The organism is Nocardioides deserti, from assembly GCF_014266025.1.
GTDB lineage: Bacteria > Actinomycetota > Actinomycetes > Propionibacteriales > Nocardioidaceae > Nocardioides > Nocardioides deserti.
The window spans coordinates 22,539-49,030 of sequence record NZ_JACMYC010000009.1; the positions used below are offsets into that span (position 1 = coordinate 22,539).

The following is a 26,492-nucleotide window of genomic DNA, read 5'->3' on the forward strand; positions in this document are numbered from 1 at the left end:
CGTTCGATAGCCTGGGCGCGTGGACTTCCAGACCTCGCTCTTCGCGGCGGAGGCACCGGCCGAGGAGACGCCGCGGGCCGCGATGACCGCGGCGCTCGCCGCGCACGTGGAGCGGAGGCCGCTGTCCCGCGGCGCCTGGGTCGACGTGTGCCGGACCTGGCTGCCGCAGCCCGACGACGTCTTCGCGACCCTCGTCTCCGAGGTGCCGTGGCGGGCCGACAAGCGACAGATGTACGACCGGTTGGTCGACGTGCCGCGCCTGCTGCACACGTACCTGATCGGTGAGGAGCTGCCGCACCCCGTGCTCACCGACGCCCGCGAGGCGTTGAGCGAGCACTACCGGCCCGAGCTGGGCGAGCCGTTCCGGACGGCCGGCTGCTGCTGGTACCGCGACGGCCGCGACAGCGTCGCCTGGCACGGCGACACCATCGGCCGCGGGTCGAGCCGCGACACCATGGTCGCGATCGTCTCGGTCGGCGACCCGCGCAAGCTGCAGCTGCGCCCGCGCGGCGGCGGGGAGTCCCTCTCGATCGAGATGGGCCACGGCGACCTGCTCGTCATGGGTGGTTCCTGCCAGCGCACGTGGGAGCACGCGGTGCCGAAGGTGGCGCACGCCGGACCGCGGATCTCGGTGCAGTTCCGCCCGTTCAACGTGTTCTGAGCCCGCTCGGGACGGCGCCCGAAACCCGCGCGCGGAGCGTCGGTGGCGGGTGGCAGACTCCGCTCCCTCATGAGCAGCGCGACCGACCCGACGGACCCCACCGGCACGACCCGCCTCACCCTCTCCTCCTTCTGGCACGACCTCCCCCGGGCCGGCAAGCTGCTGCTCTCGGTGGTCGTGCTGGAGTTCCTCGGCACCGGCCTGGTGCTGCCGTTCCACGTCGTCTACCTCAACGAGGTCCGCGACATCCCGCTCAGCGACGTGGGGCTGCTGCTGGCCGTGCCGCCGCTCGCCGGGCTGCTCGTCGTCGGCCCGAGCGGCACCGCGATCGACCGGTTCGGAGCGCGGCGGATCCTCATGGCCACGTTGGTGCTGCTCAGCGTGGGCAACGTGCTGCTCGCGCTGGCGACCACGCCGCTGGCCGCGGGGCTGGCCCTCGCGCTGACCGGCATCGCCGCCGGCGTCTCCTGGCCGGCCTCGCAGAGCCTGATCGCCGCGGTCGTGCCGCGCGAGCTGCGGCAGCGGTACTTCGGGGTGAACTTCACGCTGCTCAACCTCGGCATCGGCATCGGCGGTGTCGTCGGCGGCGTGGTCGTCGACGTCGAGAGCGCGGTGACCTTCCAGGCGATCTACCTCGCGGACGCGGCCAGCTACCTGCCGGCGCTGGTCCTGCTGGCGGTGCCGCTGCGGCACGTGGCGGGCCGTCCCCAGCACGACGACGTCGCGGCGCAGGAGCCGTCGTCGTACGCCGCGGTGCTGCGCCGCCCGGCGGTGGCCTCGCTGATGGTGCTCGGCTTCAGCGCGTCGTTCGTCGGCTACGCACAGCTGAACGCCGGCATGCCGGCGTACGCCCGCGCGGTGGGCGAGGTGTCGACGCAGGGCCTCGGCATCGCGTTCGCCGCGAACACGCTCGTCATCGTCGTGCTCCAGCTGGCGGTGCTCCAGCGGATCGAGGGCCGCCGGCGCACCCGCGTGATCGCGGTGATGGCGCTGATCTGGGCCGGCGCGTGGCTGCTGCTCGGCGGCTCCGGACTGGTGCCGGGCACGGTCGGCGCGACGGTGCTGGTCGCGGCGTGCGCGTCGGTGTTCGCGCTCGGCGAGACGCTGCTGCAGCCGACGATCCCGGCGCTGGTCAACGACCTCGCGCCCGACCACCTGCGTGGTCGGTACAACGCGCTCAGCTCGGCCGCGTTCCAGTCAGCGCAGGTCATCGCGCCGCCAGTGGCGGGCTTCCTGGTCGGGCACTCGCTCGGCAACGCGTACGTCGGCCTGCTGGTGGTCGGCTGCCTTGCCGTCGCCGCCCTGGCCGTCGTCCGCGTCGAGCGGCAGCTGCCGCCGGGGGTGAACGGCGTACGGGCGCCGGCTCCTCTGGAGGAGACGGCGCCCGTACTGGCGGATGCGACCGGCGAGCCGTTCGCCGGACCGGTCAGCGGCTCCGGCGGCGCCTGAGCAGCAGGAGCACCAGCACGACGAGCAGGCCGAGGCCGGCCTGCTTGCCGTAGGACTTCAGCAGCACCGGGAGCACCGACGCACCCAGGTCGAGCGCGTCGTCGGCAGGGCCCGGGCCGGCGGCCGGCGCCGGGCGGGGCGCGGCCGGCGGCGGACCGGCGTCCGCCACGACCGGCGCCACCTCGTCGGCGGCGACCTGCTGGGCGGCCGAGGCCTCGACCGGCGTCGGGGCGTCGACCGCGGCGGCCGGCTCCGGCTCCGGCTCCGGCTCCGGCTCCGGCTCCGCCTGGCCCGCGGTGAGCCGCTGCTCGAGGCAGGAGACGAACTGTCCGAGCAGCTTGTCCGAGACGTCCTGCATGACGCCGCGGCCGAACTGCGCCGGCTTGCCGGTGATCGACAGGTCGGTCACGACCACCACGTCGGTCGCGCTGCTCTCGCCCGAGGGCGCCATGGTCAGCGTGACCGTCGCGCCGGCGGTGCCGTTGCCCCGCTTGTCCTTGCCCTTGGCCTCGACCACGAACGAGTGCGCGATCTCGTCCTTCTCGACGAAGGTGCCGGTGCCGCCGTACACGAGCGCGATCGGCCCGAGCTTGACCTTCACGGTGCCGGTGAAGGTGTCGTCCTCGACCGACGTCACGACCGCGCCAGGGAAGCACTCGGCGACCGAGGCGACGTCGTTGAAGTGCGCCCAGGTCTCCTCGACGTCGGTCGGGACGGTGAACTCGTGACGGAGGTCCATCAGCCGGTTGCTCCTGCCGCGGTCAGGACGGCCCGCCGGGTGAGGACCGTCGCGAGGTGGCGACGGTAGTCGGCGTCCCCGTTGAGGTCCGAGGGCGGGTTGGTGCCCTCGGCCGCGCGGGCGGCGGCGTCACGTACGCCGTCGGGCGTCGCCGGCTGCCCGACCAGCGCCTGCTCCACCGCGTGCGCCCGGACCGGCGTGTTGCCCATGTTGGTCAGCCCGACCCGCGCCTCGGCGATCGAGCCTCCGTCGACGCGCACAGCGGCGGCGACCGCGACGATCGGCCACTGGTGGGCGACGCGGACGAACTTCTCGTAGTGCGCGCCCCAGCCGGTGTGCTTGGGCAGCCGGACCTCGGTGAGGATCTCGTCCTCGCCGATGGCCGTCTCGAACAGGTCGACGAAGAACTCCTCCGCCGGCACCGTGCGGGTGCCGCCCGGCCCCTGGATCACGAACTGCGCGCCGAGCGCGAGCGCCGGCGCCCCCAGGTCGCCCGCGGGGTCGGCGTGCGCGAGCGCCCCGCCGAAGGTCCCGCGGTGCCGGATCTGGACGTCGGCCAGGTGCTCGACGGCCTTGCTCACCAGCGCGGCGTGCTCGGCCACTAGCGGGTCGGAGCCGACGACCGAGTGCTGGGTCATCGCGCCGACGACGATGGCGTCGCCGTCGTCGCGCACCCCGCGCAGCGAGGTGATCTTGCCCAGGTCGATGACCATCTCGGGGGCGTTGAGCCGCATGCGCAGCACCGGCAGCAGGCTCTGTCCACCGGCGAGGATCTTCGCCTCGTCGCCGTGTTGCGCGAGCGCCGCCAGCGCCTCCTCGACGGTGCTCGGGGCGAGGTAGTCGAACTGTGCGGGGATCACTGCTGGGCTCCGTCCTGGGCGCCGGCCGTGCGGTCCACGGTGCCCTCCATGCCGGTGGATGCGTCGAAGTGCGGAGCCGCCGCACCGGTGGTCGGCTCGGTCCCGGACCCGGCGTCCTGGATGGCGCGCCAGACCCGCTCGGGCGTGCAGGGCATCCGGATGTCGGTGATGCCGAGGTGGCGCACCGCGTCGACGACCGCGTTGACGACGGCCGGGGTCGAGGCGATCGTGCCGGCCTCGCCGACGCCCTTGGTGCCGAGCGTGTTGGTCAGCGACGGCGTCGTCGTGTGGTCGACCTCGAAGCTGATCGTGTCCGCCGAGGTCGGCAGCAGGTAGTCGACGAAGGAGCCGGACACCAACGTCCCGGAGTCGTCGTACACCGCCTCCTCCCACAGCGCCTGCGCGATGCCCTGCACCAGGCCGCCGTGCACCTGCCCGGAGACGATGAGCGGGTTGATGACGTTGCCGATGTCGTCGACGCAGACGTACTTCCGCATCCGCAGCGCCCCGGTCTCGGTGTCGACCTCCATCGCGCACAGGTGGGTGCCGTGCGGGTAGTTGAAGTTGACGGGGTCGAACGTCGCGTCGGAGTCCAGCGACGGCTCCATCCCGTCGGGGAGGTTGTGCGCCGCAAAGACCGCGGTCGCGATCTCCTGGATCGCCACCCCCTGGTCGGTGCCGCGGACGGTGAACCGCCCGCCGCTGAAGTCGAGGTCGTCGGCCGACGCCTCGAGCAGGTGCGCGGCGACCGTCTTCGCCTTCTCGACCACCTTGTCCGAGGCCTTGACCAGCGCCTCCCCGCCGACCACGAGCGACCGGGAGCCGTAGGTGTCGAGGCCCTTCGGCGCCACCTGGGTGTCGCCGTGCAGCACCTCGACGTCCTCGAACGGCACCCCGAGCCGGTCGGCGACGATCTGGCTGAACGCCGTCTCGTGGCCCTGGCCGTGGGCGCTGGCGCCTGTGACAACCTCGACCTTGCCGGTGGCGAGCATCCGGACGCTCGCGTGCTCCCAGCCGCCCGCGCCGTAGTCGAGCTGCCCGAGCACGCGGCTCGGCGCGAGGCCGCACATCTCGGTGAAGGTGGAGACGCCGATGCCGAGCTGGACCGGGTCGCCGGACTCCCGGCGCCGGCGCTGCTCGGCCCGGAGCTCGTCGTACCCGAACATCTCCTTGGCGCGCGCGGTCGCGGCCTCGTAGTTGCCGGAGTCGTACTCCAGCCCCGCCACCGTGGTGAACGGGAACTCCTCGTGCTTGATCCAGTTCCGCTCGCGGATCTCCAGCGGGTCGACGCCGACCTCCGCGGCCAGCTCGTCCATGAGCCGCTCGATCGCGAACGTCGCCTCCGGCCGGCCGGCACCGCGGTAGGCGTCGGTCCAGGTCTTGTTGGTCAGCACCGTCTGGACGGCGAAGTGGTAGGCCGGGAACTTGTAGATCGCGTTGAACATGAACGCGCCGAGCACCGGCACGCCGCCGCCGACGAGCGAGACGTAGGCGCCCAGGTCGGCCAGCAGCTGGACCTTGAGGCCGGTGACGTTGCCCTCGCGGTCGGCGGCGAGCGTCAGCTTCTGCCACTGGTCTCGGCCGTGGTGGGCGGCGATGAGGGACTCGCTGCGGGTCTCGGTGTACTTCACCGGCTTGCCCGTGCGGCGGGCCAGCGCGACGGTGATCCACTCCTCCGGCGTCGTCTGGAGCTTGCCGCCGAAGCCGCCGCCGACGTCCGGCGCGATGACCCGCAGCTTGGACTCCGGGATGCCGGTGGTCGCGGCGAGCGCGAAGCGCAGGATGTGCGGGATCTGGGTCGCCGACCACACCGTCAGCTGCTCGCCGGTCGGGTCGACGACGGTCGACCGCGGCTCCATGAAGGCGGGGATGAGGCGCTGCTGGCGGTACTCCCGCTCGAGCACGATGCCCCCGCTGTCGCGGGCCTGGGTGATGGCGTCGTCGACATTGCCGCCGGTGCCGGCCTCGCCGGAGTCGAAGACCCAGTACGCCGACTTGTTGCTGCCGAGGTCCGGGTGCGCCAGGACCGTGTCCGTCGCCGCCTCCTTGAGGTCGAGCGCGGCCGGCAGCTCGTCGTACTCCACGTCGACGAGCTCGGCGGCGTCACGCGCCTCGGCCGCGCTGCGGGCGACGACGACCGCGACGATCTCGCCGGCGAAGGCGACCCGGTCGATCGCGACCGGGAGGTGGGTCGGCGTCTTCTGGTCCGGGGTGATCGGCCAGGCGTTGATGAGCACGCCCTGGGTCTCGGCCAGGTCCTGGCCGGTGACGACGTCGACGACGTTGGGGCTCTGCTTGGCCTCGGTCGTGTCGATGCTGGTGATGCGGGCGTGCGCGAACGGGCTGCGCACCATCGCCAGGTGCAGCATCCCCGGCAGCTGGATGTTGTCGGTCCAGCGCGTGCGGCCGGTGATTAGCCGCTGGTCCTCCTTGCGGCGCCGCTCCCTGCCGATCTCGCGCTCGGGCGCCTCCGCCTCCGGGCGGGCCTCGGTGGCGGTCATGCCTGCACCGCCTCGGTCTGGCCGGCTGCTTGGGTCCCACCTGCGCCGGCCGCGTGCTGCACGGCGCGCACGATGTTGTGGTAGCCGGTGCAGCGGCACAGGTTGCCCTCGAGCCCGAGGCGGATCTCCTCCTCGGAGGGGTTCGGGTTGTCCTTGAGCAGGTCGACGCTCTGCATGATCATCCCCGGCGTGCAGTAGCCGCACTGCAGGCCGTGGCACTCCCGGAACGCCTCCTGCACCGGGTGCAGCTGCCCGTCCTGGGCGAGCCCCTCGATCGTCGTCACCTCGCCGCCGTCGGCCTGGACGGCCAGCACGTTGCACGACTTCACGCTGGTGCCGTCGAGGTGCACCGTGCACGCCCCGCAGTTGCTGGTGTCGCAGCCGACGACCGTGCCGGTCTTGCCGAGCTTCTCGCGGAGGTAGTGGACGAGCAGCATGCGCGGCTCGACGTCGTCGGCGACCCTTGCGCCGTCGACGGTGAGGTTGATCCGGACCATGACTCTCCTCGGGGTGTACGCCGGTGTGACCCGGCTCACGCTAGGCGCCGCTGGTTGGGTGATCGTTGGTCGAGCAGCGAAAGCGCCGCGGCCTGAGCAAAGAAGGAGAGGTACGCCGTGGCTCGCGGCGGCTTCCCGGCTCGCGGTCGGCTGGTCTTCTCGGCTGGTTGAGGAGGGCCGCCAGGCCGTCTCGAAACCCGCCGACTTCGCTCCTCGAGCAGCGAGCCCTGGCGAGCGTCGACGAAACCCCCGGCAGCCGACCTACGGCCCGCGGGCCGTGGGTGGTCGCGGTAGGGCAGTTATGAGGACGACGTACGCCGCGGGTCGCGGTTCCTCCTCGGCTCACGGCGGGTTCATCTCGGCTGTGTTCTCTGCTGGTCGAGGAGGGCCGCCAGGCCCGTCTCGGAACCCGCCGCCCCCGCCGGTCGAGCAGCGAGCCCTCGACGAGCGTCGACGAGACCCCCTCCAGCCGACCTCCAGCCTGCGGGCACCGGCTGGTCGCGGCGAAGCCAGCTAGGAGGGAGGGAGGTACGCCGTGGGTCGCGGTTGCTTCCCGGCTCACGCCGGGCTCTTCTCGGCTGGTTGAGGAGGGCCGCCAGGCCCGTCTCGAAACCCGCCGAGAAACTCTTCAGATCGGTGTCCACATACTGGTCTGACCTGGGGAAACAGCGGCCGCACTGTCGGTGGTCACTGCTTGAGTAGACCCATGGCCAAGGACTCCCGACACAGCGCACACCCGGTGTGCCGCGCGGTCGCGAAGTCCCACAAGAAGGTGGCAACGACCGTCGACGCGCGATTGTGGTCGATGTCGGACGACGAGGTGGCCGAGGCGCTCGTCGAGGCCACTCGGCTGCGCGCTCGCGTCGAGGCGCTCGAGCTGCGCCTCGCCGCCGAGGCCGACCGACGGGCGGTGGGCGACAAGGTCGGCGCGACCGACACCGCCTCGTGGTGGGGCCACGAGACCCGCCAGGACCGACCCGCGGCCAAGCGCCGCATGCGTCTCGCGGAGTCCCTCGACCGCCACGCGCCCACCGCAGCCGCACTCGCAGAAGGTGCGATCAGCACCGACCACGCCCGTGTGATCACCGAGTGCGTCGACCGGCTCCCGGACGACCTGCCCGACCCGACCATCCTCGAACGGGCCGAGAAGCACCTCCTGCACGAGGCTGTCGACCTGGACCCGCGATCGCTGGCGATCCTGGCCAAGCACGTCCTCACCGTCGTCGCCCCTGAGATCGGCGAGGAACGAGACGCCCGGGCACTCGAGCGGGAGGAGCAGGAAGCACGCGCCAACGCGTGGCTGACCATGGCGCCCGACGGGAAGGGCAGCTACCGCGGCAAGTTCTCCATCCCGACCATGCAGGGCGCGATGCTGAAGAAGATGCTGCTCGCGTTCGCGGCGCCGAAGCACCAGGCGTCAAAGCCGGCCGACAAGGACCAGCACGAGGCGGTCGAGCGTCGACCGTCACCGGAACGCATGGGCGACGCGTTCTGCGAGCTCATCGAACGCCTCCCCGCCCACAAGCTGCCCCAGCTCGGCGGGCTCAACGCCTCCATCATCGTCCTGCTCGACTTCACCGGCCTGAAGAGCGACGTCGGCCGCGCGGTCCTCGAGACCGGCGAACCCATCTCCGCCTCCCTCGCCCGACGCATGGCGTGCGAAGCAGGACTCATCCCCGCCGTGCTGGGCAGCCGGTCCGAGCTGCTGGACCTCGGCCGCACCGCCCGCCTGTTCAACGGCGCCCAACGCCTCGGGCTGGTCGTCACCCAGCGGGTGTGCACCGCGGTCGGGTGCGACTGGCCCGCCCACCTGTGCCACACCCACCACGACGACAGCTGGCTCAACGGCGGCAAGACCGACATGAAGAACGCCCGGCTGCTGTGCCCGAAGCACCACGCCCGCATCCACGACCCACGGTTCGAGCCCACCATCCACCCCGACAACCAGGTCACCTTCCACATGCGGACCTAGACCCCGCACCTGCCTACCGACCGCGACCACCCGCCGACCCCTTGCCCCATCGCAACCACAGCGGTCGACCCCAACGCGCCCGCCGCCCGAGCGCCCACCGCGCCCAAGCGCCTCGACCACGACGGCGCGCAACCACCCCTCTCCATGACTTCCTTACCGCGCGCTACCCGCCGGCCGGACGACCACCGCGAGGCCCTGCGCACCTCACCGGGTCTCGCCGACGCTCGCTTGCGCTCGCTGCTCGACCGGCGGCGGTGGGAGGGTGGCGGAGTGGGCGAGCGGGATGACCGGGCGGAGATCTACGAGCTGGTGTGCTCCTACTGCCGCGCGGTGGACCGGATGGACCTCGAGGGGGTGCGGGCGGTCTACGCGCGCGACGGCGTGGACCACCACACGGGGTTCGACGGATCCGCTGACGAGTACGTCGCGTGGCTGGCCCGGATGCTGCCGGCGCTCGACGGGACGATGCACGTCGTCGGCAACCACCTCGTCGAGCTGCGGGGCGACGAGGCCGTCGCAGAGACCTACGGGCAGGCCGTGCACTGGGGCACCCCGGCCGACGAGCCGGCGCTGAACTTCACGACCGGGTTCCGGTACGTCGACCACCTCGTCCGCGAAGGCGGCGCCTGGCGGATCCGCGAGCGCTGGGCGGTGCGGGAGTGGACCCGGTCCGACGCCGGCCGGCTCACGCCGGGAGCGGGCTCGGGTCAGCGTGCGGCGCGGGACGGCAGCGACCCGTGGGACGTCGCGCTGCGTCGGTTGCGCGGGCGCGTCGACTAACCGATCGCGCCGCGGAGCGCGGCTCGCATGGCGGCGCGGAACCGGGCGATGCCGGGGGCGGTGTCGCCGAGGAAGGCGTCGGCCGCGTGGTACATCCCCGGCTCGACATGCACGTCGCAGGCGACGTCGGCGGCGCGGAGGCGGGCGGCGTACTCCAGGTCCTCGTCGTGGAAGAGGTCGAGGTCGCCGACGCCGATCCAGGCCGGCGGCAGGCCGGCGAGGTCCGCGCGGCGCGCGGGCACGGCGTACGGCCGGTCCTCGCCGTCCTCGGTGAGGGCGTGGCCGAGGTAGGAGGTCCAGGCGAAGCGGTTCGACGGCGGCGTCCAGAGGAACCGTCCGCGGCCGCCGTGGTCGGAGCGCAGGCTCGTGCGGTCGTCGAGCATCGGGTAGACCAGCAGCTGGAAGGCCACCGGCGCACCTTCGTCGGTCGTGCGCTGGGCCAGCGCCGTGGCGAGCAGCCCGCCGGCGCTGGCTCCCCCGACGGCGATCCGCGCCGGGTCGACCCCGAGCTCGGCAGCGGACGAACGCAGCCAGTCCAGGGCGGCGGCGCAGTCGTCCAGCGGCGTCGGGAACGGGTGCTCCGGCGCGAGCCGGTAGTCGACGTTGACCACCACGACGCCGACGTCGCGGGCCAGCTCGCTGCACAGCCGGTCGTCCTGCGCGGCGGTGCCCATGACCGTGCCGCCCCCGTGCACCCAGACGAGGGCGCCACTGGGACGCTCGCGACCGACGGGCTGGTGCACGCGCACGGCCGCTCCACCAGGGAGACCGCGCACGGTCACCTCGACGCCGTCGACGGGCGCCGTGGGGATGCCGTAGACCCGGCGGGCGAGCGGCAGCAGGGCCGGGGTGGTGAGCGCGAGCGGCGCCCACAGCGGGGCGATCCGCATCGCGCGGGGCACCTCGCGCACGGCCCGGGCCCGCGCGAGCGCGGCCGCGACGGCGGTGGCACCGAGGGTGATGGGGGCGAGCGGCAGCAGGCGCGGGCGCGTCGTCACCCCTCGGACGGTAGCGAGCGCTCAGGAGCGCGCGACGGCCAGCCTCCCCTTGAGCAGCGGCACGGCCGGGTGCGGCGTGCCGGCGAGGCGAGCCAGGCAGGTCTCGAGCACCTCGACGTCGTACGGCGCGAGCTCGCTGTACCGCACCACCGCATCGGGCTGCGGGTCGGCGAGCAGCGCCTCGCGCAGCGCGACCGCGACGTACTCGGCGAGCTCGTGGAGGGCCGGGCTGTTGGTGCCCGGCAACAGGTCACCGCGGTACGCGTCGACGGCCGCCACGACCTCGCCCCGACGTAGCAGCGCCAGCACGTGGTCGACGTCGGTGGCGACCGGCATGAGCAGCCGGTAGGGCCGCGACGACAGCTGCCCGCCGAGCGCGGCCCGCAGGTGCGAGACTTCGGCCTTGAGGGTGGAGAACGTGACGGCCTGGTCGCCGTAGACCAGTGCGTGCAGCTGCTCGAGCGAGAGGCCCTCGGGGTGCATCGCGAGCAGCGCCAGCACCTCGGTCTGCCGGCGGTTGAGCAGCAACCGCTGGCCGTCGAGCCGGGTCTCGGCGGTGCCGAGCAGCGTCATCACGAGCCCGGGGTCGTGGGTCTCCTCCAGCCCGGGATGGGTGCGCGAGCGGGGCATGGCCTGCTCGATGAGGCGCGCCATCACCCGCGCGGTCGCGAGCCCGATCGGGTGCGTGCGCTCCCACGTGGTCGAGAGGTCCAGGACGCCGAGCTGCGCCCCGGTGACCGGGTCGTGCACGGGCGCGGCCCAGCAGACCCAGTTGTGCACGATCGGCGCGTAGTGCTCGGCGCTGAACACCATCGACGGCTTCCCGAGCCGGTTGGCCAGGTCGAGGGCGTTGGTGCCGACCGACCGGTCGTCCCAGCGGCCGCCGGCCACGAAGTTCACGGTCTCGGCCTTGCGGCGCATCACGCGGCCGCCGTACGTCCACAGGATCCGGGTCTCGGGGTCGGTGACGGCGACGACGAGGTCACCGTCCTCGGCGGTACGCCGCAGCTCCGCCTCGACGCGCTCGACCGCGACCTGGAGCGGCGAGCCGCGCCACCGCCCGGCGGTCTCGTCCTCGTCGGCGAGCGGCGCCTCGGTGACGTCGGTGCCGACCGTGGCCGACCGGCTCCAGCTGGACAGGATCTCCGGGCGCACCGCGCCGGCGGCGTCGCCGTGCTCCACGAACGACGCCCACGCGCGGACCGCCCGGCGCCTGCGGTCCTCCAGGTCCCCGACGGTCATGCGCCGGACCGTACACCGCGGGGGTGACCCGCGTCACAGGTCGAGGTGAACTCTCAGGAACCTCACGGTCCGCCGCATCGAGTCCGCGAACCGCGGCCCGAACGCGTGCCCCTCCCCCTCGTAGACCTCGAGCTCGGCGTCCGCGCCCGCCTCCCGGAGCAGGCGGTGCGTCTCCCGCGACCAGCCGAGCGGGCAGGTGTCGTCGGCGGTGCCGTGCAGCACCAGCACCGGCTCGGTGACCCGGTCGAAGAAGGTGCGCGAGGACAGGTCGCGGTAGAAGCGCGGGTTCTCCTGCGGCCTGCCGAAGCGGTCGTAGTAGCGGGCGAGCTCCTCGGGCCGGTTCGGCTCGGTGAACTGACGGATGTTGTCGACGAAGCGCGAGCTCACCGACGCGAAGACCACCGCGGCGTCGACCAGGCCCGGCTCGGCGACCAGCGCGTTGAGGGTGACCCCGCCGCCCATCGAGCGGCCGAGCATCGCGAGGCGGTCGTCGTCGACGTACGGCTCCCGCTCCAGCGCCTTGGCCGCCGCGATCGCGTCGCGCGTGTAGGCCAGGCGGCTCTCGCGGTCGACGTCGCCGACCGGGTCGGAGCCGGCGTGGCCGCGGTAGTCGGTGTGCAGCACGACGAAGCCGGCCGCCGCCAGCCACTCCTGCTCGCGCGAGAGCCCGCGGCCGAGCGTGTAGATCGCGGGGTCGATGTAGCCATGGTTGAGCACGACCGCCGGGAACGGTCCCTTGCCGCGCGGCACGAGCAGCTCGCCAGAGACGGTCGCGCCGTCCACGGTGTACGTCGCCGCCCAGCTGCGCCAACGCGCCGTGCTCGCCAGCGGCTCGGTGCGCCGCAGCCGGCCGGCCTCGACGTCCTCGCGCATGAGCGCCGGCAGGGAGACCCGGTGGCGCACCGGCGGGAGCGCCTCGGGGTCGGCCTCGGGGTCGGCCTCGGGATCGGCGTCCGGCTCGGCGGTGCCCGTGTCGGTGCCAGTGGCCGCGTCGCTCGGCGCGGGCGTGCTCGACGACGGCACCGGTGTCGCCGGCGGCGTGGTCTCGGTCGGTCCGCCGGCGGGGTCGTGCACCGGCTCGTCGCTGCACGCGGCCAGCGGCACCGCGAGGACGGCGGCCAGCGCGAGCGCGACGAGCCGCCGCATCACGCCCGCCTCATCGGTGGATCCGGCCCTCGGTCCGCGCGAGCGGCTCGCCGGAGCCGCCCCAGCGGCCGGCGATGATCTCGGCGGCGATGCTGACCGCGGTCTCCTCCGGCGTCCGCGCGCCGAGGTCGAGGCCGATCGGGCTGTGCAGCCGGTCGAGCTCGGCCTCGGTGACACCGGCGTCGCGGAGCCGCTCGAGCCGGTCGTCGTGCGTGCGCCGCGAGCCCATCGCGCCGACGTAGGCGACCTCGGGCAACCGCAGCGCGACCTCGAGCAGCGGCACGTCGAACTTCGGGTCGTGGGTCAGCACGGTGATGACCGTCCGGCCGTCGATCCGGCCGGCCTGCTGCTCGGCGCGGAGGTAGCGGTGCGGCCAGTCCACGACGACCTCGTCGGCCTCGGGGAAGCGCGTGGCCGTCGCGAAGACGGGCCGGGCGTCGCAGACGGTGACGTGGTAGCCGAGGAAGGCCCCGACCCGCGCCACCGCCGCGGCGAAGTCGATCGCGCCGAAGACCAGCATCCGCGGCTTCGGGGCGAACGCCCACACGAAGACCCGCATGCCCTCGCCGCGCCGCTCGCCGTCGGGCCCGTAGGTCAGCACGCCGCTGTTGCCGGCCGCGAGCAGGCCGAGGGCGTCGTCGCGGACCGCGTCGTCCGCGCGGGCCGACCCGAGCGAGGCGCTGGCCTCCGCGTCGGGTCGGATGAGCACCCGACGGCCCACCCACGCGGCGTCCGGGTGGTCGATGACCGTCGCGACCGCCACGGGCCGGCCGGCCTCGAGGTGGTCGCGGACCTCGGCGAGCTCGGGGAACGTCGTGCGCGAGACCTTCTCGACGTACACGTCGAGGATCCCGCCGCAGGTCAGCCCGACCGCGAACGCGTCGTCGTCGGACACGCCGTACCGCTCCAGCACCGGTTCGCCGGACTCCACGACCGACTGCGCGAGGTCGTAGACCGCCCCCTCGACGCACCCGCCGGAGACCGACCCGACGGCCGTGCCGTCCGGCCCGACCAGCATCGACGCGCCCGGCGGCCGCGGGGCGGACCGGAAGGTCGCCACGACCGTCCCGACGCCGACCTCCTCGCCGGCCTCCCACCACGACATCAGCTCCGGCAGCACCTCACGCACCGGCGACCACCTCCACGACCTCGGCATACGTCGCGAGCGAATGCCCGGCGACGAAGTCGTCGACGTGCGGCAGCACCGCGACGACCCCCTGCTGGACCGGCTCGTAGCCGGTCTTCCCGCGGTGCGGGTTGACCCACACCAGGCGGTGCGCGACGCGCCCGAGCCGCTCGGCCTGCTGCGCGAGCAGCGTGCAGTCGCCGCGCTCCCAGCCGTCGCTGAACACCACGACCACCGCGCCGCGGGCCATCCCGCGGCGGCCCCAGCGGGTGAGGAACGTCTGCAGGTTCTCCCCCAGCCGCGTGCCGCCCGACCAGTCCGGGACCGTCTCGCCGGCGGCGACGATCGCGCGCTCGGGGTCGCGCAGCCGCAGCGCGCGGGTCAGGTGGGTGAGCCGGGTGCCGAGCGTGAACGTCTCGACCGAGCCGGGCGCCGCCTGGGTGAACCGGTGCGCCAGGCGCAGCAGCGCGTCGGCGTACCCACTCATCGAGCCGGACACGTCCACCAGCAGCACCACCCGGCGCGGGCGGGTGGCCCGCCGGCGGTGCACGACCTCGGCCGGCTCGCCCATCCGGCGGAGGCTGGCGCGCAGCGTGCGGGCGGCGTCGACCTCGCCGCGGTGCCACGAGCGCTGGCGGGCGCTGCGGCGGTGCGGCGCGCGCGGGCGCAGGGTCGCGAAGAGCGCGGTCAACCGGGCCCGCTCGGCCGGGGACAACCCCGCGACGTCTCGGTGCCGCAGCACCTCGGCGTCGCTGGCCATCGCCCGGACGACGTCGGTCTCCTCGGGTCCGCCGTCGGCGCCGGCGGCCTCCGCGAGCGGCATCGAGGCGTACGACGTCGTGGCCGGCGCGGCGGGCCGGGGTCGCGGGAGGCCGGTGCGGTGGTCGAAGTACGCCGCGAACACCTGCTCGTGGCGGGCCAGGTCGTCGGGGCCGGCGCACAGCGTGGCGCGGCCGGCGGCACGGGTGCCCTCCTCGGAGGGGCCGAGCAGGGCGACGGCGGCGAGGTACTGCTGCGCCCGGTCCGACGTCACCGCCACCCCGGCCGCCCGCAGCGCGCGGGTGAAGCCGAGGAGGACCTCGTCGGCGTCGTGCCGGACGTCGGGAGCCGGCTGGTGGAGGACGGCTGTCACGGGGTCAGCATCCGGTCCAGGGCGGTGCGGACGCGGTCGGCGTCCTCGCGGTACTTCACCAGCGCGCCGAGGCTCGCCGCCGCGGTCGCCAGGTCGAGCTCGGTCGTGCCGAGGTGGTGCAGCGCCCGGGCCCAGTCGAGGGTCTCCGCGACGCCCGGCGGCTTGACCAGGCCGGTGTCGGCGCGCAGCCCCTGCACGACCTCGACGACCTGGCGGGCCAGCGACTCGGCGACCTCGGGCGCACGCGAGCGGACGATCGCCACCTCGCGCTCCAGCGCCGGGTGGTCGATCCAGTGGTAGAGGCAGCGCCGCTTGAGCGCGTCGTGCAGCTCGCGGGTGCGGTTGGAGGTGAGCACGACGATCGGCGGGGTCGCGGCCCGCACCGTGCCGAGCTCGGGGATCGTCACCTGGTAGGTCGAGAGCACCTCGAGCAGGAACGCCTCGAACTCGTCATCGGCGCGGTCGACCTCGTCGACGAGCAGCACCGCCGGGCTCTGCTGGAGCGCCGCCAGCACCGGGCGCGCGAGCAGGAACCGCTCGTCGTACAGGCTCTTCTCGGCCTCCTCGACACCGGTCGAGCCGCCGCCGGCCGCCTCGAGCGCGCGTAGGTGCAGCACCTGGCGCGGGAAGTCCCAGTCGTAGAGGGCCTGCGTCGCGTCGATGCCCTCGTAGCACTGGAGCCGCACCAGCGGCAGGCCGAGCGACTCGGCGATCGCCTCGGCCAGCGCGGTCTTGCCGGTGCCCGGCTCGCCCTCGAGCAGCAGCGGCCGGCCCATCCGCAACGCCAGGAACGTGACCGTCGCCAGCTCCGGGTCGATCAGGTAGCCGGTGTCCGCGAGCCGCTCCGCGACGTCGCCCAGCTGGAGCCCTTCGGGAGTGACGGCGGTCATGCCCCGAGGCTACGACGTGGCTGTTGGGGGCCGGTTGGTTGACTACCCCGTGTGAGCGGTCCGGCCGGCGGTGGTAGTGGCGGGGCGGGCGACCGGGTGGACGAGGTCGGCGCCCGTCTCGAGCGGACGATCCTCGACCTGCTCGCGCAGCGCGAGGAGGGCAAGACGATCTGCCCCTCCGACGCGGCCCGGGCCGTCGGCACCGAGCAGGGCTGGCGCGACCTGATGGAGCCGGCCCGCCAGGCGGCCCAGCGGCTCGTCGAGGCCGGCGAGGTCGAGGTGACCCAGTGCGGCGCCGTCGTCGACCTGCCCACCGCCCGCGGGCCGGTGCGGATCAGGAAGCGTCCGCCTCAGCGCTGATCGACGTCCGCGCCGGTGGCGAGGTCACCGCACTCGACCAGCGTGACGTCATGGGCCGCGAGGTAGCCCTTCGCCCCGCGGTCGCCGCCGGTCTCGGCGAGCACGCCGGCCCAGTGGTCGCGACCGAGCAGCACGGGGTGGCCGGGGACGCCGTCGTACGCCGCCCGCGCCAGCGCGCCGGGCGCGGCGTGCCTGGCGACGCGGGCGACGACCTCCGGCACGAGGTCGGGCAGGTCGACCAGCGTCAGCACGACCGCGTCGGCGGCCGGGTCCGCCGCGGTGAGCCCGGCGCGCAGCGAGGCCGACTGGCCGCTCGCCCAGTCCTGCGCCACGACGTACGCCGTGCCTCGCGGCAGCAGGGCGAGCGCGTCGTCCGCACGGGCGCCGAGGACGGCCGTGACCCGGTCGCAGCCGCCCTCGGTCAGCACGTGCACGGCGCGGGCCAGCCAGTCGTCGACGAGCGCCTTGGGCGTGCCCATCCGGCTGCCCCCGCCGGCGGCGAGGACGATCCCGTGCAGCAGGCGGTCCCGGGCGTCCACTCAGCCGCCGAACGCCTCGGCGTAGAGCGACTGGAGCTCGCCGGTCGCCGGGCCGCTGAACCCGCAGACGGTGACCTCACCGTCGGTGGCGGAGACGAGGTACTGCTCGCCGTCGCGGAAGTCGACCGCCCCGACGAGCAGCTCCATCTGCTCGGCCGGTGACTCGACGCGGACCTCGTCGGCCTCGGCGCCGGCGTACTGCTCCTCCACGCTCAGCAGCACCATGTCGTCGCCGAGCTCCTCGACCGTCCCGAGGAACGCGACCTCCTGGTCGGCCAGGACCGCGGCGTTCGGCACCATGCAGCGGGCGTCCTGCGCGGCGGGCGCGGCCAGCGTGGTGACGGCCGGTGCGTCGCTGCCGCCGCCGGCCGTGGGGGTCTCCTCGTCGTCGCCGCCGGTCGTCGCCGCGAACGCCACGCCGCCGACCACCAGCGCCGCGGCTGCGGCGGCGACCCAGGTCAACGGGCGGCGGGTCGTGGGCTTCCCGGCGGTGCCGGGCGTGCCGGTGGTCTCGTGGTCGGTGTTGCTCATCGTCGCCTCCAGGAGTCGGGCCACCCGGTCGGAGTCGGCCGGGGCGAGGGAGGCCGCGGGGTCGGCCGCACGCAGGCGGTCGCGCAGCTGCGGGTCGTCGTCGAACGACCCGTCGGGTCCGCTCATGACCTGCTCCTCCCTCTCGACCCCTCATGTCCGGCAGCGGCCTCGATCTTTCGCAGCTCCTCGCGCAGCTTCTGCCGGGCGCGGTGGAGGCGGATGCTGACCGCGTTCGGGGTCAGGTCCAGCACGGTCGCGATCTCGCTCGGGCCCAGCTGCTCCCAGGCCCACAGGCGCAGCAGCTCGGCCTCGGCCGGGCGGAGCGCGGCGAGCGCCTCGTCGAGGGGTACGTCGCCGGCCGGGTCCTGCCCGCCGGTCGGGTCGGTCGTCATCCGCGCGGGCGGGTCGAGGGTGGCCACCTTCGCCGCGACGCGACGCTGCCGGCGGGCGCTGCGCTCGGCGTTCGCGAGGGCGTGGCGCGCCACGGCGTACGCCCACGGCAGCGGCTCGTCCGGCACCTCGTCCAGCCGCCGCCAGCACACGAGCAGCGTCTCCGACAGCACGTCGTCGGCCGTCGCGGGGTCGGTGCGCCGCGCGAGGTAGCGCCGCAGCGGCTCGACCAGCCCGGGCGCCATCGCCTCGAACCGCGCCCTCCGCTCCGCCTCGTCCACGGCCCCACCCTGGCACGGCCGCCCCCTCCGACCGGCCCACGGTCGTGTGCCCGAGAACGCGCCGGCCCGCGTCGCCAGGCACACGACCCCCGCGAGGGCGGCCGGGGTCACGGGCCCGAGATCACGGGCGCAGCGCGACCGCCTCCACCTCGACCAGCTGGCCCGGGTAGCCGAGGCACGCGACGCCGAGCAGCGTGCTGGGTGCGTCGTGGTCGCCGAACGCCGCGCGGACCACGTCCCAGGCGGCGACGAGGTCGGCGCGGTCGGCCGACGCGACGTACACCGTCGACTTCGCGACGTCGGTCAGGCCGCACCCGGCGGCCTCGAGCGCGGCGACCAGGTTGGCCATCACCTGCGCGGCCTGGCCGGCCACGTCGCCGGGGCACACCACCGCGCCTGCCTCGTCGAGCGGGCACGCGCCCGCGGTGAGGACCAGGTCGCCGGCCACCGCGGCGTACGCGTAGGGGACGGACCCGTCCAACGACGGTGCTCGGACCAGCTCGACGCGACTCATGGGGCCAGTCTCCCGCCATCCGGACGTCATGCGGGCCGAGCACCCGCTTCATCCTCGGGATGACGTCCGCGGTCAGCCGGACATGACAGCAGGGCCCCCGCCGGAGCGGGGGCCCTGCTGGTGGAGCGGGGTGCTACGAGGGGGCTGGACTCAGAAGTCCATGCCGCCCATGCCGCCGGTCGGGTCGCCACCCATGGGGGCGGCCTTCTCCGGCTTGTCGGCGACGACGGCCTCGGTGGTGAGGAACAGCGCCGCGATGGACGCAGCGTTCTGCAGCGCCGAGCGGGTCACCTTGGCCGGGTCGATGATGCCCTCAGCGATCATGTCGACGTACTCACCGTTCGCGGCGTTGAGGCCGTGGCCCGGGGTCAGGTTGGCGACCTTCTCCGCCACGACGCCGCCCTCGAGGCCGGCGTTGATCGCGATCTGCTTGAGCGGGGCCGAGGTGGCGACGCGGACGATGTTGACGCCCGTGGCCTCGTCACCGGTCAGGTCGAGCTTGTCGAACGCCGTGGCCGAGGCCTGGACGAGCGCCACGCCACCGCCGGCGACGATGCCCTCCTCGACGGCCGCCTTCGCGTTGCGAACGGCGTCCTCGATGCGGTGCTTGCGCTCCTTGAGCTCGACCTCGGTGGCCGCGCCGACCTTGATCACCGCGACACCGCCGGCCAGCTTGGCCAGGCGCTCCTGCAGCTTCTCGCGGTCGTAGTCGGAGTCCGACTTCTCGATCTCGGCGCGGATCTGGTTGACGCGACCGGCGATCTGGTCGGCGTCGCCCGAGCCCTCGACGATGGTGGTCTCGTCCTTGGTGATGACGACCTTGCGGGCCTGGCCGAGGAGTTCGATGCCGGTGGTCTCGAGCTTGAGGCCGACCTCCTCGGAGATGACCTGGCCGCCGGTCAGGATCGCGATGTCCTGGAGCATGGCCTTGCGGCGGTCGCCGAAGCCCGGGGCCTTGACGGCAACGGACTTGAAGGTGCCGCGGATCTTGTTGACGACCAGGGTCGACAGCGCCTCGCCGTCGACGTCCTCGGCGAGGATGACGAGCGGCTTGCCCGACTGCATGACCTTCTCGAGGATCGGCAGCAGGTCCTTGACGTTCGAGATCTTCTGGTTCGCGATGAGGATGTAGGGGTCCTCGAGGACCGTCTCCATCCGCTCGGGGTCGGTGACGAAGTAGGCCGAGATGTAGCCCTTGTCGAAGCGCATGCCCTCGGTGAGCTCGAGGTCGATGCCGAACGTGTTCGACTCCTCGACCGTGATCACGCCCTCCTTGCCGACCTTGTCCATCGCCTCGGCGATGGCGTCGCCGACGGTGGTGTCGCCACCGGCGGAGATGGTGGCCGTGGCCGCGATCTGCTCGCGGGTCTCGACCTCCTTGGCCATGCTGTGGAGCTGCTCGGACACGGCCTCGACGGCCGCCTCGATGCCGCGCTTGAGACCCATCGGGTTCGCGCCGGCCGCGACGTTGCGCAGGCCCTCGCGGACCATCGCCTGGGCCAGGACGGTCGCCGTCGTCGTGCCGTCACCGGCGACGTCGTCGGTCTTCTTCGCGACCTCCTTGACCAGCTCGGCGCCGATCTTCTCGTAGGGGTCCTCGAGCTCGATCTCCTTGGCGATGGACACGCCGTCGTTGGTGATCGTGGGGGCGCCCCACTTCTTCTCGAGGACGACGTTGCGACCCTTGGGGCCGAGCGTGACCTTGACGGCGTCGGCGAGCGTGTTCATGCCACGCTCGAGGCCGCGCCGGGCCTCCTCGTTGAATGCAATCAGCTTGGGCATGTTCCTGCGGTTCCTCACGCTGGAAGTTGCGGATCCGGCTCGATGGGCTGCCCGCGACGGACGGTCCTCGCGTCCCGGCGAACCCTTTCTCGCCGGCGCGAACGGACCTCAGCTGGCACCGATCCGGTTTGTCACTCTCGTGGCGAGAGTGCCAACCCCATGTTTAGCACTCGCCCCTGGCGAGTGCAAGAAGGGTCAGGCCTCGCCGAGCACCGAGACGACGAGGTCCGCGAACGGCACCGCCAGCCCGGGCGCCAGGTCGAGGTAGAGGCCCGGCTCGATCAGCTCCAGCTCGCTGACCGCCCAACCCTCGTCGAGCAGCACCAGGTCCACCCGGGCGTACGCCGGCGGCGCGCCCAGCCGGCGGGCGGCCGCGGCCACGGCCGCCCGGGCCGCCTCGGCGCGGGCCGGGTCGACGGGCACGGCGACCGACGAGCCGCCGTACAGCTCGTGCACACGGACCTCACCACCCGCCGGACGCTTGTCGACCTGGCCGACGACCTCGCCGCCCAGCACCCACACCGACGACTCCCCCGTCGTCCGGACCGACTCCACGAGCGGCTGCACCACCCACGGGCCGGCCACCAGCCCCTCGAGCCGCGGGTCGTCGGTCGAGGCAGCCACGACCACGCCGACCCCGCCGGCGCCGATCCGCGGCTTCACCACGACGGTCCCCCACCGGTCGATCGCGGCCTGCAGGTCGGGCACGAGGCCGCGGTCCGCCAGCAACGCGGTCGGGACGACCGGCACCCCGTCGTCATCAGCGGCGAGCTCGAGCAGGTAGGCCTTGTCGGCGTTCCAGGCGACGACGTCCGCGCCGTGCAGCAGGCGCGTCACGCCCTCGACCTCGCGCATCCAGGCCGAGAACTCGGCGTACCGCCGCTGGTAGTCCCACGTCGACCGCAGCACGACGAGGTCCGCGGCGGCCCAGTCGGCGGCCGGGTCGTCCCAGACCACCCACCGCGCCTCGACGCCGCGCTCGGCCAGCGCCGTCACGATCAGGTCACCGCCGGGCTCGCCGTCCGGCAGCAGGGAGAACGTGGCCAGGAGGGCGCGCGTCACCGGCGGGTCAGCCGCTTGACCTTGGCCGGCAGGGCGACGACCGCACGCCCGGCCCGCCACGTGGCGCTCGAGCGCACCTCGGCCAGCTCGCGCTCGAGCCGGCGCGCGCGGCGCTCGGCCCGGGTCGCCCGTGCCTCGGCGTCGGCGGCCCGCCGCTCCGCCCGGCGCGCGCGGCGCTCGGCTGCCTCGAGGTCGGCCGCGACCGCGGCGTGCATCTGCTTGGTCGCGCGCGCGCCGTGCTTGCGGGCGGCCCGCAGCTCGATCTCCAGCCGCTTGATGCCCGGGTCGACCGCGGCGCGCGGCTCCTGCTGTTCGCTCACGACTTCCTCCAGTAGACGCCGGCCCAGTCGATGGTCTCGATGGGGTCGGTGATGCCGTGGGCGTCGCGGAAGTCGTGGATGGCCTGCGCGCAGGCCGGCACGGCGCCGTAGTCGTCGACGATGACGTAGCCGCCCGGGGAGACCTTGTCGTAGAGCGCGTCGAGGGCGTCCATGGTCGAGGAGTACATGTCGCCGTCGAGCCGCAGCACCGCCAGCCGCTCGATCGGGGCGGTCGGCAGCGTGTCGCTGAACCAGCCCTTGAGGAACTTCACCTGCCCGTCGAGCAGGTCGTAGCGGCGGAAGTTGTCCTGCACCTGCTCGACCGAGATCGCCAGCTCGTCGCGCGTGTGGTGCTGGTCGCCGGCGTCGGCCTCGAAGCGGCCGTCCGGCGCGGGCAGGCCCTCGAAGGAGTCCGCCACCCACACGGTCCGCGAGGTGTCCCCGTGCGCCTTGAGCACCGCGCGCATGTAGATGCACGAGCCGCCGCGCCAGGCGCCGGTCTCGATGAGGTCGCCCGGTACGCCGTCGGTGATGACGCTCTCGACGCAGGCTCGCACGTTGGCGAGCCGCTTCATGCCGATCATCGTCTCGGCGTCGGCCGGCCAGTCCCGGCCCTCCTCGCGGCGGCCGGCGTCGAACTCCCCCGCCTCGACCATCCGCACGTCGCGGCCCTTCATCGCGCGCCGCACGAGGTCCCACAGGTAGGACTCGTAGGAGCGGGACGGCAGCTTGACCGTCACGTTGCGTCCTTCGAACCCGTAGCGCGTGAGCATCTTCGCCATCAGGTCGAGGTACAGGTCGGCCGCGGGGTTCGTCACGGCGCCGACCTTAGGGGACGGCCCGGCCCGGACCGCGCCGACCTGCGGCACAGCCCGCCCGGGACGCCCGTCGGGGTGGTCCGGAGCTGTCAGCAGCCCCCGGCGACGGCCGGGATGACCGAGACCTGGCTGCCGTCGGGCGTGGGCGTCGCGAGGTCGTCGAGGAAGCGGACGTCGTCGTTGCCGACATACACGTTGACGAACCGGCGCAGCGCGCCGTTGTCGTCCAGGATGCGCCCCTTGATGCCGGCGTAGTGGGTGTCGAGGTCGTCGAGGACCTCGCTGAGGGTGGCGCCGGTGGCGGTCACCTCGGAGGCGCCGTCGGTGTAGGTGCGCAGGATCGTCGGGATCCGGACGGAGACGCTCATGGGTGGGCTCCTGGGGTCGTCGGGGCTGGTCAGGCCAGGCCGGTGGCGGCGAAGGCGGCGTACGACGGCGCGATGGTCGCGACCGGTCCGACCGAGCCGGCGACCGCGTCGAGGGTCTTGAGGCCGTGGCCGGTGTTGATGACGACGGTCTCGAGCTCGGGGTCGAGCTGGCCGGACTCGACGAGCTTCTTCAGCACGCCGACCGTGGTGCCACCGGCGGTCTCGGTGAAGATCCCCTCGGTGCGGGCCAGCAGCACGATCGCCTCGCGGACCTCGTCGTCGGTGACGTCCTCGACCGCGCCGCCGGTCTGCCGGCAGACGTCGAGCACGTAGATGCCGTCGGCGGGGTTGCCGATGGCCAGGCTCTTGGCGATGGTGTCCGGCTTGACCGGGCGGATCGCGTCGACGCCGGCCTTGTAGGCGACCGAGACCGGGGAGCAGCCGGCGGCCTGTGCGCCGTACACCTTGTAGGGCTTGTCCTCGACCAGGCCGAGGGTGATCAGCTCCTGGAACGCCTTGTGCACCTTCGTCAGCTGCGAGCCGCTGGCCACGGGGATCACGATCTGGTCCGGCAGCCGCCAGCCGAGCTGCTCGGCGATCTCGTAGCCGAGCGTCTTGGAGCCCTCGGCGTAGTAGGGGCGGACGTTGACGTTGACGAACGCCCAGCCGTCCTCCTCGCCCGCGATCTCCGAGGCCAGCTTGTTGACGTCGTCGTAGTTGCCCTCCACGGCGACCAGCGACTCGGTGAAGACCGCGGAGTTGACCTGCTTGGGCTGCTCGAGGTTGCTCGGGATGAAGACGACGGTCTTCATGCCGGCCCGGGCGCCGGCGGCGGCGACCGCGTTGGCGAGGTTGCCGGTGCTCGGACAGGCGAAGACCTTGCTGCCCAGCTCGCGGGCCGCGCTCAGCGCGCACGCCACGACCCGGTCCTTGAAGGAGTTCGTCGGGTTGGTGGAGTCGTCCTTGACCCAGAGCCTGGTCAGCCCGAGCTCGGCGGCGAGGTTCTTGGCCTCCAGCAGCCGGGTGAAGCCGGGCTCGGTGTTGGGGCTGGTCTCGATGTCGGTCGGCACCGGCAGCAGCGCCTTGTAGCGCCAGATGTTGCGGGGACCGGCCTCGATCTCCTCGCGGGTGACCTGTGGGAAGTCGTAGGCGATCTCCAGCGGCCCGAAGCACTCGCTGCACGCGTAGTGCGGGCCGAGCTCGACCTCGTGGCCGCACTCGCGGCAGGAGAGGGCCCGGGCGTTCCCGAACGCCCCCTCGCGGACTCCCGACTCCTGGGCATCCTGGGACTCGACAACGGCAGCGCTCATGACCGACCTCCTTCTCATCTTCCCCGGGTCACGACGGTCGTGCCGGGCGGAATTGGCACCGTTACCGACGACCGTCCCGGATCTGCCGGGGGCGGAGGCGCGTTGGCGGTTGCCGGGACTTCACAGGGCCGTTCCCTCTGTCCCTCTGGATGAGCTGTCCCGAACAGTACGTCGCTGCGTCCCAGTCCGTGAAACCGGGTCCCGCGATGTGGACTCAGACGGGGCAGCGGCGGGGTGCAGGCGTACCACCAATAGGTGGTACGTAGGACGTTCTGGGGCATCGCATCGGCCCAGAACGTCAGGCGTCACACCCATTGGTGGCACGCCTGCGCTCCTGGGCTTCCACCCACGCTTCTGGGCCTCTGCACCTGGGGCAGGGCTACCGGGCGCGGGCGTCGGCGGCGAGGCGGCGGAGCAGGTCGAGGACGCCCTCGGGGCCGTGGACGACGACGTCGGCGCGGTCGACGAGGGCGCTGACCTCGTCGGAGGCGGAGCAGACGAGCAGGGTGGGCAGGCCGTCCTTGCCCAGGGCGCTGACGGCGTCGAAGGCCTCGAGGTCGCCGAGGTCGTCGCCGGCGAAGAGGAAGGCGCCCGCGCCGACCTCGGCGGCGAGCGCGTCGACGGCCTTGCCCTTGTCCATGCCGGGGGCGCGGACCTCGATGACGTTGCGGCCGGGCTCGAGCACCAGGCCGTTGCGGGCGGCGAGGTCGCGCAGCACCGGCAGCAGCCGCTCGAAGGCGCCGGCGGGGTCGGGCAGCCGGCGGGTGTGGACGGCATGGGCGAGGCCCTTGTCCTCGACCCAGGCGTCGGCGGCGTCGGCCTGGCGCAGCGCGCGCGGGAGGTCGCGGAGGAACGTCGCCAGGCCGTGCGGCGGGCGCGGGGAGACGATCCGGCGGCGGGTGGAGGACCACCGCTCGTTGCCGTACTGCCCGAAGAGGTAGAGCTCCTTGCCGGCGTCGCCGATCGCGTTGCCGACCGCCTCGAGCCCGCCGAGGTCGAGCGCCTGCCGGGCCGGCCGGCCGGTGACGACCGCGATGGCGGCGACGACCCCGGCGAGGTCGACGAGCACCTCGCCGGCCTCGGGGTGGATGTGTGCCTGGGTCGGGTCGTCGACGATCGGGGACAGCGTCCCGTCGAAGTCGAGGCCGATGACGGCGCGGTCCGCGGCGCGCACGAACGCGGCGTACTTCTGCTTCCCCTCGGCCGAGGTGAACTCCATGCCCGTCAGGTTCCCAGACCGGCGGCCCGGTCACACGTGGGGCGGCTCACCGGCTGGGACGGAGCGGCCGGGACGCAGCGGCAGAGTCAGTCGAGCGGGCCGGTGAGGATGATCGTGAGCCGGTCGAGCCGCATCGGGTCGACGGCGGGCATGGTGCGCTCGATGCCCAGGTCGAGGGCGAGCAGCTTCGCGGCGCGCTCGAGGCGCGGCGGGAAGTAGACGGTGGTGGCCGGGATCGTGCCGACCCAGTTGTCGGAGCCGACGACCTGCCACCCGGCCTGACCGGCCTGGTCGGCGACGGTGCCGGCGAGCCGGGTGATGCCGGAGTTGTTGTAGACCTCGACGTAGACCTTGGCGCGCTGCACCGGCGGCTTGGCCGGCTTCGGCTTGCCGGTGGGCTCGGCGGAGGCGGTAGGCGTGGGCTTCGCGGTCTCCTCGACCGAGATCGTGGTGATCTCCCGCTCGGTCGGCTCGCCGCCGCGGGTGGCGACGAAGGCGATGGCGGCCATGGCGACCGCGACGATGCTGAGCATCACGACCGGCGAGGGGAAGACGACGCCGCGCTGATCGCGGTGGCGGGCGGTGCGCGGGGCGGCCACGGCGCTCAGACCTCGAAGCCGAGGCGGCGGGCTGAGCGCTGGCGCTGGCGCTGCGACCGCAGCCGACGCAGCCGGCGGACCAGCAGCGGGTCGGCCTCGAGCGCCTCGGGACGGTCGATGAGCGCGTTGAGCACCTGGTAGTAGCGGGTGGAGCTCATGTCGAACTTCTCGCGGACCGCGGTCTCCTTCGCGCCGGCGTACTTCCACCACTGGCGCTCGAACTCGAGGATCTCTCGGTCGCGGTCGCTCAGGGTCGGCGTGGCCCCGGCCTCGTGGCCGTCGAGGGCGTTCGCGGCGTCCATGCGCAGTCTCCCGGGAGCTGGTGTCCGATGTGTGTCCGAACCTCACTCTAGGCGACGAACCACACCGGTGTCATTCGGCTCGCCAGACCCGTCCTGGCGTGTTG

At 73.5% G+C, this 26,492-nt stretch carries 28 protein-coding genes and 1 riboswitch; of the genes, 5 read left to right on the top strand and 23 right to left on the bottom strand.

Going from position 1 to position 26,492, the window contains the following annotated elements; genetic code table 11:
* Positions 1–19: 19 nt before the first annotated feature.
* Positions 20–661 carry an alpha-ketoglutarate-dependent dioxygenase AlkB gene (locus H7344_RS15055; protein WP_229707117.1) on the top strand — a complete coding sequence of 214 codons (642 nt, stop codon included), beginning with the start codon at positions 20–22 and terminating at the stop codon, positions 659–661.
* A 69-nt stretch (positions 662–730) separates the two neighbouring features.
* Positions 731–2,110, top strand: a complete 1,380-nt coding sequence (locus H7344_RS15060; protein ID WP_186346831.1) for an MFS transporter — start codon at positions 731–733, stop codon at positions 2,108–2,110.
* Here H7344_RS15060 and H7344_RS15065 read toward each other — a convergent pair.
* The 4 genes from H7344_RS15065 to H7344_RS15080 are packed head-to-tail and all read right to left on the bottom strand — an operon-like array spanning position 2,088 to position 6,707.
* Positions 2,088–2,849, bottom strand: coding sequence for an SRPBCC family protein (locus tag H7344_RS15065; RefSeq protein WP_186346832.1), 762 nt, complete (start codon positions 2,847–2,849; stop codon positions 2,088–2,090). The two genes, H7344_RS15060 and H7344_RS15065, sit on opposite strands and share 23 nt — an antisense overlap.
* Positions 2,849–3,709 carry an FAD binding domain-containing protein gene (locus H7344_RS21255; protein ID WP_186346833.1) on the bottom strand — a complete coding sequence of 287 codons (861 nt, stop codon included), beginning with the start codon at positions 3,707–3,709 and terminating at the stop codon, positions 2,849–2,851. The genes H7344_RS15065 and H7344_RS21255 overlap by 1 nt, the downstream gene beginning before the upstream one ends.
* The gene (locus H7344_RS15075) at positions 3,706–6,210 is read right to left on the bottom strand and encodes a xanthine dehydrogenase family protein molybdopterin-binding subunit (protein ID WP_186346834.1); all 2,505 of its coding nucleotides are present in this window, start codon (positions 6,208–6,210) and stop codon (positions 3,706–3,708) included. The genes H7344_RS21255 and H7344_RS15075 overlap by 4 nt, the downstream gene beginning before the upstream one ends.
* Positions 6,207–6,707 carry a (2Fe-2S)-binding protein gene (locus H7344_RS15080; protein WP_186346835.1) on the bottom strand — a complete coding sequence of 167 codons (501 nt, stop codon included), beginning with the start codon at positions 6,705–6,707 and terminating at the stop codon, positions 6,207–6,209. Before H7344_RS15080 ends, H7344_RS15075 begins: the two co-directional genes overlap by 4 nt.
* 706 nt (positions 6,708–7,413) lie before the next feature.
* Between H7344_RS15080 and H7344_RS15085 the strand changes: the two genes are divergently transcribed.
* Entirely contained in the window at positions 7,414–8,679 is a 1,266-nt protein-coding gene (locus H7344_RS15085) for an HNH endonuclease signature motif containing protein (protein WP_186346836.1), read from the top strand.
* A gap of 270 nt (positions 8,680–8,949) precedes the next feature.
* Entirely contained in the window at positions 8,950–9,459 is a 510-nt protein-coding gene (locus H7344_RS15090; RefSeq protein WP_222130723.1) for a nuclear transport factor 2 family protein, read from the top strand.
* Here H7344_RS15090 and H7344_RS15095 read toward each other — a convergent pair.
* From H7344_RS15095 to H7344_RS15120, 6 genes are read right to left on the bottom strand one after another with little or no spacing between them, the layout of a single operon-like run.
* Positions 9,456–10,457, bottom strand: coding sequence for an alpha/beta hydrolase (locus H7344_RS15095; protein ID WP_222130724.1), 1,002 nt, complete (start codon positions 10,455–10,457; stop codon positions 9,456–9,458). The two genes, H7344_RS15090 and H7344_RS15095, sit on opposite strands and share 4 nt — an antisense overlap.
* A 21-nt stretch (positions 10,458–10,478) precedes the next feature.
* Positions 10,479–11,699: a sigma-54-dependent transcriptional regulator family protein gene (locus H7344_RS15100; RefSeq protein ID WP_186346838.1), complete on the bottom strand. Its 1,221-nt coding sequence runs from the start codon at positions 11,697–11,699 to the stop codon at positions 10,479–10,481.
* A 33-nt stretch (positions 11,700–11,732) separates the two neighbouring features.
* Positions 11,733–12,845 carry an alpha/beta hydrolase family protein gene (locus H7344_RS15105; RefSeq protein ID WP_186346839.1) on the bottom strand — a complete coding sequence of 371 codons (1,113 nt, stop codon included), beginning with the start codon at positions 12,843–12,845 and terminating at the stop codon, positions 11,733–11,735.
* A 10-nt stretch (positions 12,846–12,855) separates the two neighbouring features.
* Entirely contained in the window at positions 12,856–13,974 is a 1,119-nt protein-coding gene (locus tag H7344_RS15110; RefSeq protein ID WP_186346840.1) for an XdhC family protein, read from the bottom strand.
* A complete protein-coding gene (locus H7344_RS15115) occupies positions 13,967–15,103 on the bottom strand; it encodes a vWA domain-containing protein (protein ID WP_186346841.1) in 1,137 nt (378 codons plus the stop codon). The genes H7344_RS15110 and H7344_RS15115 overlap by 8 nt, the downstream gene beginning before the upstream one ends.
* On the bottom strand, positions 15,100–15,993 hold the full coding sequence (locus H7344_RS15120; RefSeq protein ID WP_186346842.1) for an AAA family ATPase: 894 nt from the start codon (positions 15,991–15,993) through the stop codon (positions 15,100–15,102). Before H7344_RS15120 ends, H7344_RS15115 begins: the two co-directional genes overlap by 4 nt.
* Before the next feature lie 51 nt (positions 15,994–16,044).
* On the opposite strand from H7344_RS15120, the gene H7344_RS15125 reads away from it, so the two are divergent.
* Positions 16,045–16,353, top strand: coding sequence for a DUF3253 domain-containing protein (locus H7344_RS15125; RefSeq protein ID WP_186346843.1), 309 nt, complete (start codon positions 16,045–16,047; stop codon positions 16,351–16,353).
* Here H7344_RS15125 and H7344_RS15130 read toward each other — a convergent pair.
* From H7344_RS15130 to H7344_RS15190, 13 genes are all read right to left on the bottom strand, one after another.
* Positions 16,344–16,892 (bottom strand): nucleotidyltransferase family protein, encoded by a 549-nt coding sequence (locus tag H7344_RS15130; protein ID WP_229707118.1) that lies wholly within the window; start codon positions 16,890–16,892, stop codon positions 16,344–16,346. The two genes, H7344_RS15125 and H7344_RS15130, sit on opposite strands and share 10 nt — an antisense overlap.
* Entirely contained in the window at positions 16,893–17,549 is a 657-nt protein-coding gene (locus H7344_RS15135) for a hypothetical protein (protein WP_186346844.1), read from the bottom strand. It abuts the gene before it with no gap.
* Complete coding sequence (locus H7344_RS15140) at positions 17,546–18,094, bottom strand: RNA polymerase sigma factor (RefSeq protein WP_229707119.1); 549 nt, start codon at positions 18,092–18,094, stop codon at positions 17,546–17,548. Before H7344_RS15140 ends, H7344_RS15135 begins: the two co-directional genes overlap by 4 nt.
* Positions 18,095–18,215: 121 nt before the next feature.
* Entirely contained in the window at positions 18,216–18,608 is a 393-nt protein-coding gene (locus tag H7344_RS15145) for a RidA family protein (RefSeq protein WP_186346845.1), read from the bottom strand.
* Positions 18,609–18,758: 150 nt separating this feature from the next.
* Positions 18,759–20,390, bottom strand: coding sequence for a chaperonin GroEL (gene groL, locus H7344_RS15150; protein ID WP_186346846.1), 1,632 nt, complete (start codon positions 20,388–20,390; stop codon positions 18,759–18,761).
* A gap of 195 nt (positions 20,391–20,585) precedes the next feature.
* Positions 20,586–21,452, bottom strand: coding sequence for an ATP-grasp domain-containing protein (locus H7344_RS15155; RefSeq protein ID WP_186346847.1), 867 nt, complete (start codon positions 21,450–21,452; stop codon positions 20,586–20,588).
* Entirely contained in the window at positions 21,449–21,772 is a 324-nt protein-coding gene (locus tag H7344_RS15160) for a hypothetical protein (RefSeq protein ID WP_186346848.1), read from the bottom strand. The genes H7344_RS15155 and H7344_RS15160 overlap by 4 nt, the downstream gene beginning before the upstream one ends.
* On the bottom strand, positions 21,769–22,590 hold the full coding sequence (locus tag H7344_RS15165) for a TylF/MycF family methyltransferase (RefSeq protein ID WP_229707120.1): 822 nt from the start codon (positions 22,588–22,590) through the stop codon (positions 21,769–21,771). Before H7344_RS15165 ends, H7344_RS15160 begins: the two co-directional genes overlap by 4 nt.
* 89 nt (positions 22,591–22,679) lie before the next feature.
* Positions 22,680–22,958 (bottom strand): MoaD/ThiS family protein, encoded by a 279-nt coding sequence (locus tag H7344_RS15170; protein WP_166192625.1) that lies wholly within the window; start codon positions 22,956–22,958, stop codon positions 22,680–22,682.
* Between the two features lie 29 nt (positions 22,959–22,987).
* Entirely contained in the window at positions 22,988–24,268 is a 1,281-nt protein-coding gene (thrC, locus tag H7344_RS15175) for a threonine synthase (RefSeq protein ID WP_186346849.1), read from the bottom strand.
* Between the two features lie 11 nt (positions 24,269–24,279).
* A riboswitch (SAM riboswitch) is annotated at positions 24,280–24,424 on the bottom strand.
* Between the two features lie 223 nt (positions 24,425–24,647).
* Complete coding sequence (gene otsB / locus H7344_RS15180) at positions 24,648–25,487, bottom strand: trehalose-phosphatase (RefSeq protein WP_186346850.1); 840 nt, start codon at positions 25,485–25,487, stop codon at positions 24,648–24,650.
* 86 nt (positions 25,488–25,573) lie between these two features.
* Positions 25,574–26,086, bottom strand: a complete 513-nt coding sequence (locus tag H7344_RS15185; protein ID WP_229707121.1) for a LytR C-terminal domain-containing protein — start codon at positions 26,084–26,086, stop codon at positions 25,574–25,576.
* 5 nt (positions 26,087–26,091) lie between these two features.
* Positions 26,092–26,388, bottom strand: a complete 297-nt coding sequence (locus H7344_RS15190; RefSeq protein ID WP_166192651.1) for a DUF3263 domain-containing protein — start codon at positions 26,386–26,388, stop codon at positions 26,092–26,094.
* Positions 26,389–26,492 lie beyond the last annotated feature (104 nt).

Bases quoted from the DNA above. Each gene is read 5' to 3' on its own strand.
- H7344_RS15080 (WP_186346835.1), bottom strand. From the start codon at position 6,707: ATGGTCCGGATCAACCTCACCGTCGACGGCGCAAGGGTCGCCGACGAC.
- H7344_RS15075 (WP_186346834.1), bottom strand. From the start codon at position 6,210: ATGACCGCCACCGAGGCCCGCCCGGAGGCGGAGGCGCCCGAGCGCGAG.
- otsB (WP_186346850.1), bottom strand. From the start codon at position 25,487: ATGGAGTTCACCTCGGCCGAGGGGAAGCAGAAGTACGCCGCGTTCGTG.
- thrC (WP_186346849.1), bottom strand. From the start codon at position 24,268: ATGAGCGCTGCCGTTGTCGAGTCCCAGGATGCCCAGGAGTCGGGAGTC.
- H7344_RS15170 (WP_166192625.1), bottom strand. From the start codon at position 22,958: ATGAGCGTCTCCGTCCGGATCCCGACGATCCTGCGCACCTACACCGAC.
- H7344_RS15100 (WP_186346838.1), bottom strand. From the start codon at position 11,699: ATGACCGTCGGGGACCTGGAGGACCGCAGGCGCCGGGCGGTCCGCGCG.
- groL (WP_186346846.1), bottom strand. From the start codon at position 20,390: ATGCCCAAGCTGATTGCATTCAACGAGGAGGCCCGGCGCGGCCTCGAG.
- H7344_RS15190 (WP_166192651.1), bottom strand. From the start codon at position 26,388: ATGGACGCCGCGAACGCCCTCGACGGCCACGAGGCCGGGGCCACGCCG.
- H7344_RS15145 (WP_186346845.1), bottom strand. From the start codon at position 18,608: ATGAGTCGCGTCGAGCTGGTCCGAGCACCGTCGTTGGACGGGTCCGTC.
- H7344_RS15120 (WP_186346842.1), bottom strand. From the start codon at position 15,993: ATGACCGCCGTCACTCCCGAAGGGCTCCAGCTGGGCGACGTCGCGGAG.
- H7344_RS15105 (WP_186346839.1), bottom strand. From the start codon at position 12,845: ATGCGGCGGCTCGTCGCGCTCGCGCTGGCCGCCGTCCTCGCGGTGCCG.
- H7344_RS15135 (WP_186346844.1), bottom strand. From the start codon at position 17,549: ATGAGCGGACCCGACGGGTCGTTCGACGACGACCCGCAGCTGCGCGAC.
- H7344_RS15085 (WP_186346836.1), top strand. From the start codon at position 7,414: ATGGCCAAGGACTCCCGACACAGCGCACACCCGGTGTGCCGCGCGGTC.
- H7344_RS15060 (WP_186346831.1), top strand. From the start codon at position 731: ATGAGCAGCGCGACCGACCCGACGGACCCCACCGGCACGACCCGCCTC.
- H7344_RS15065 (WP_186346832.1), bottom strand. From the start codon at position 2,849: ATGGACCTCCGTCACGAGTTCACCGTCCCGACCGACGTCGAGGAGACC.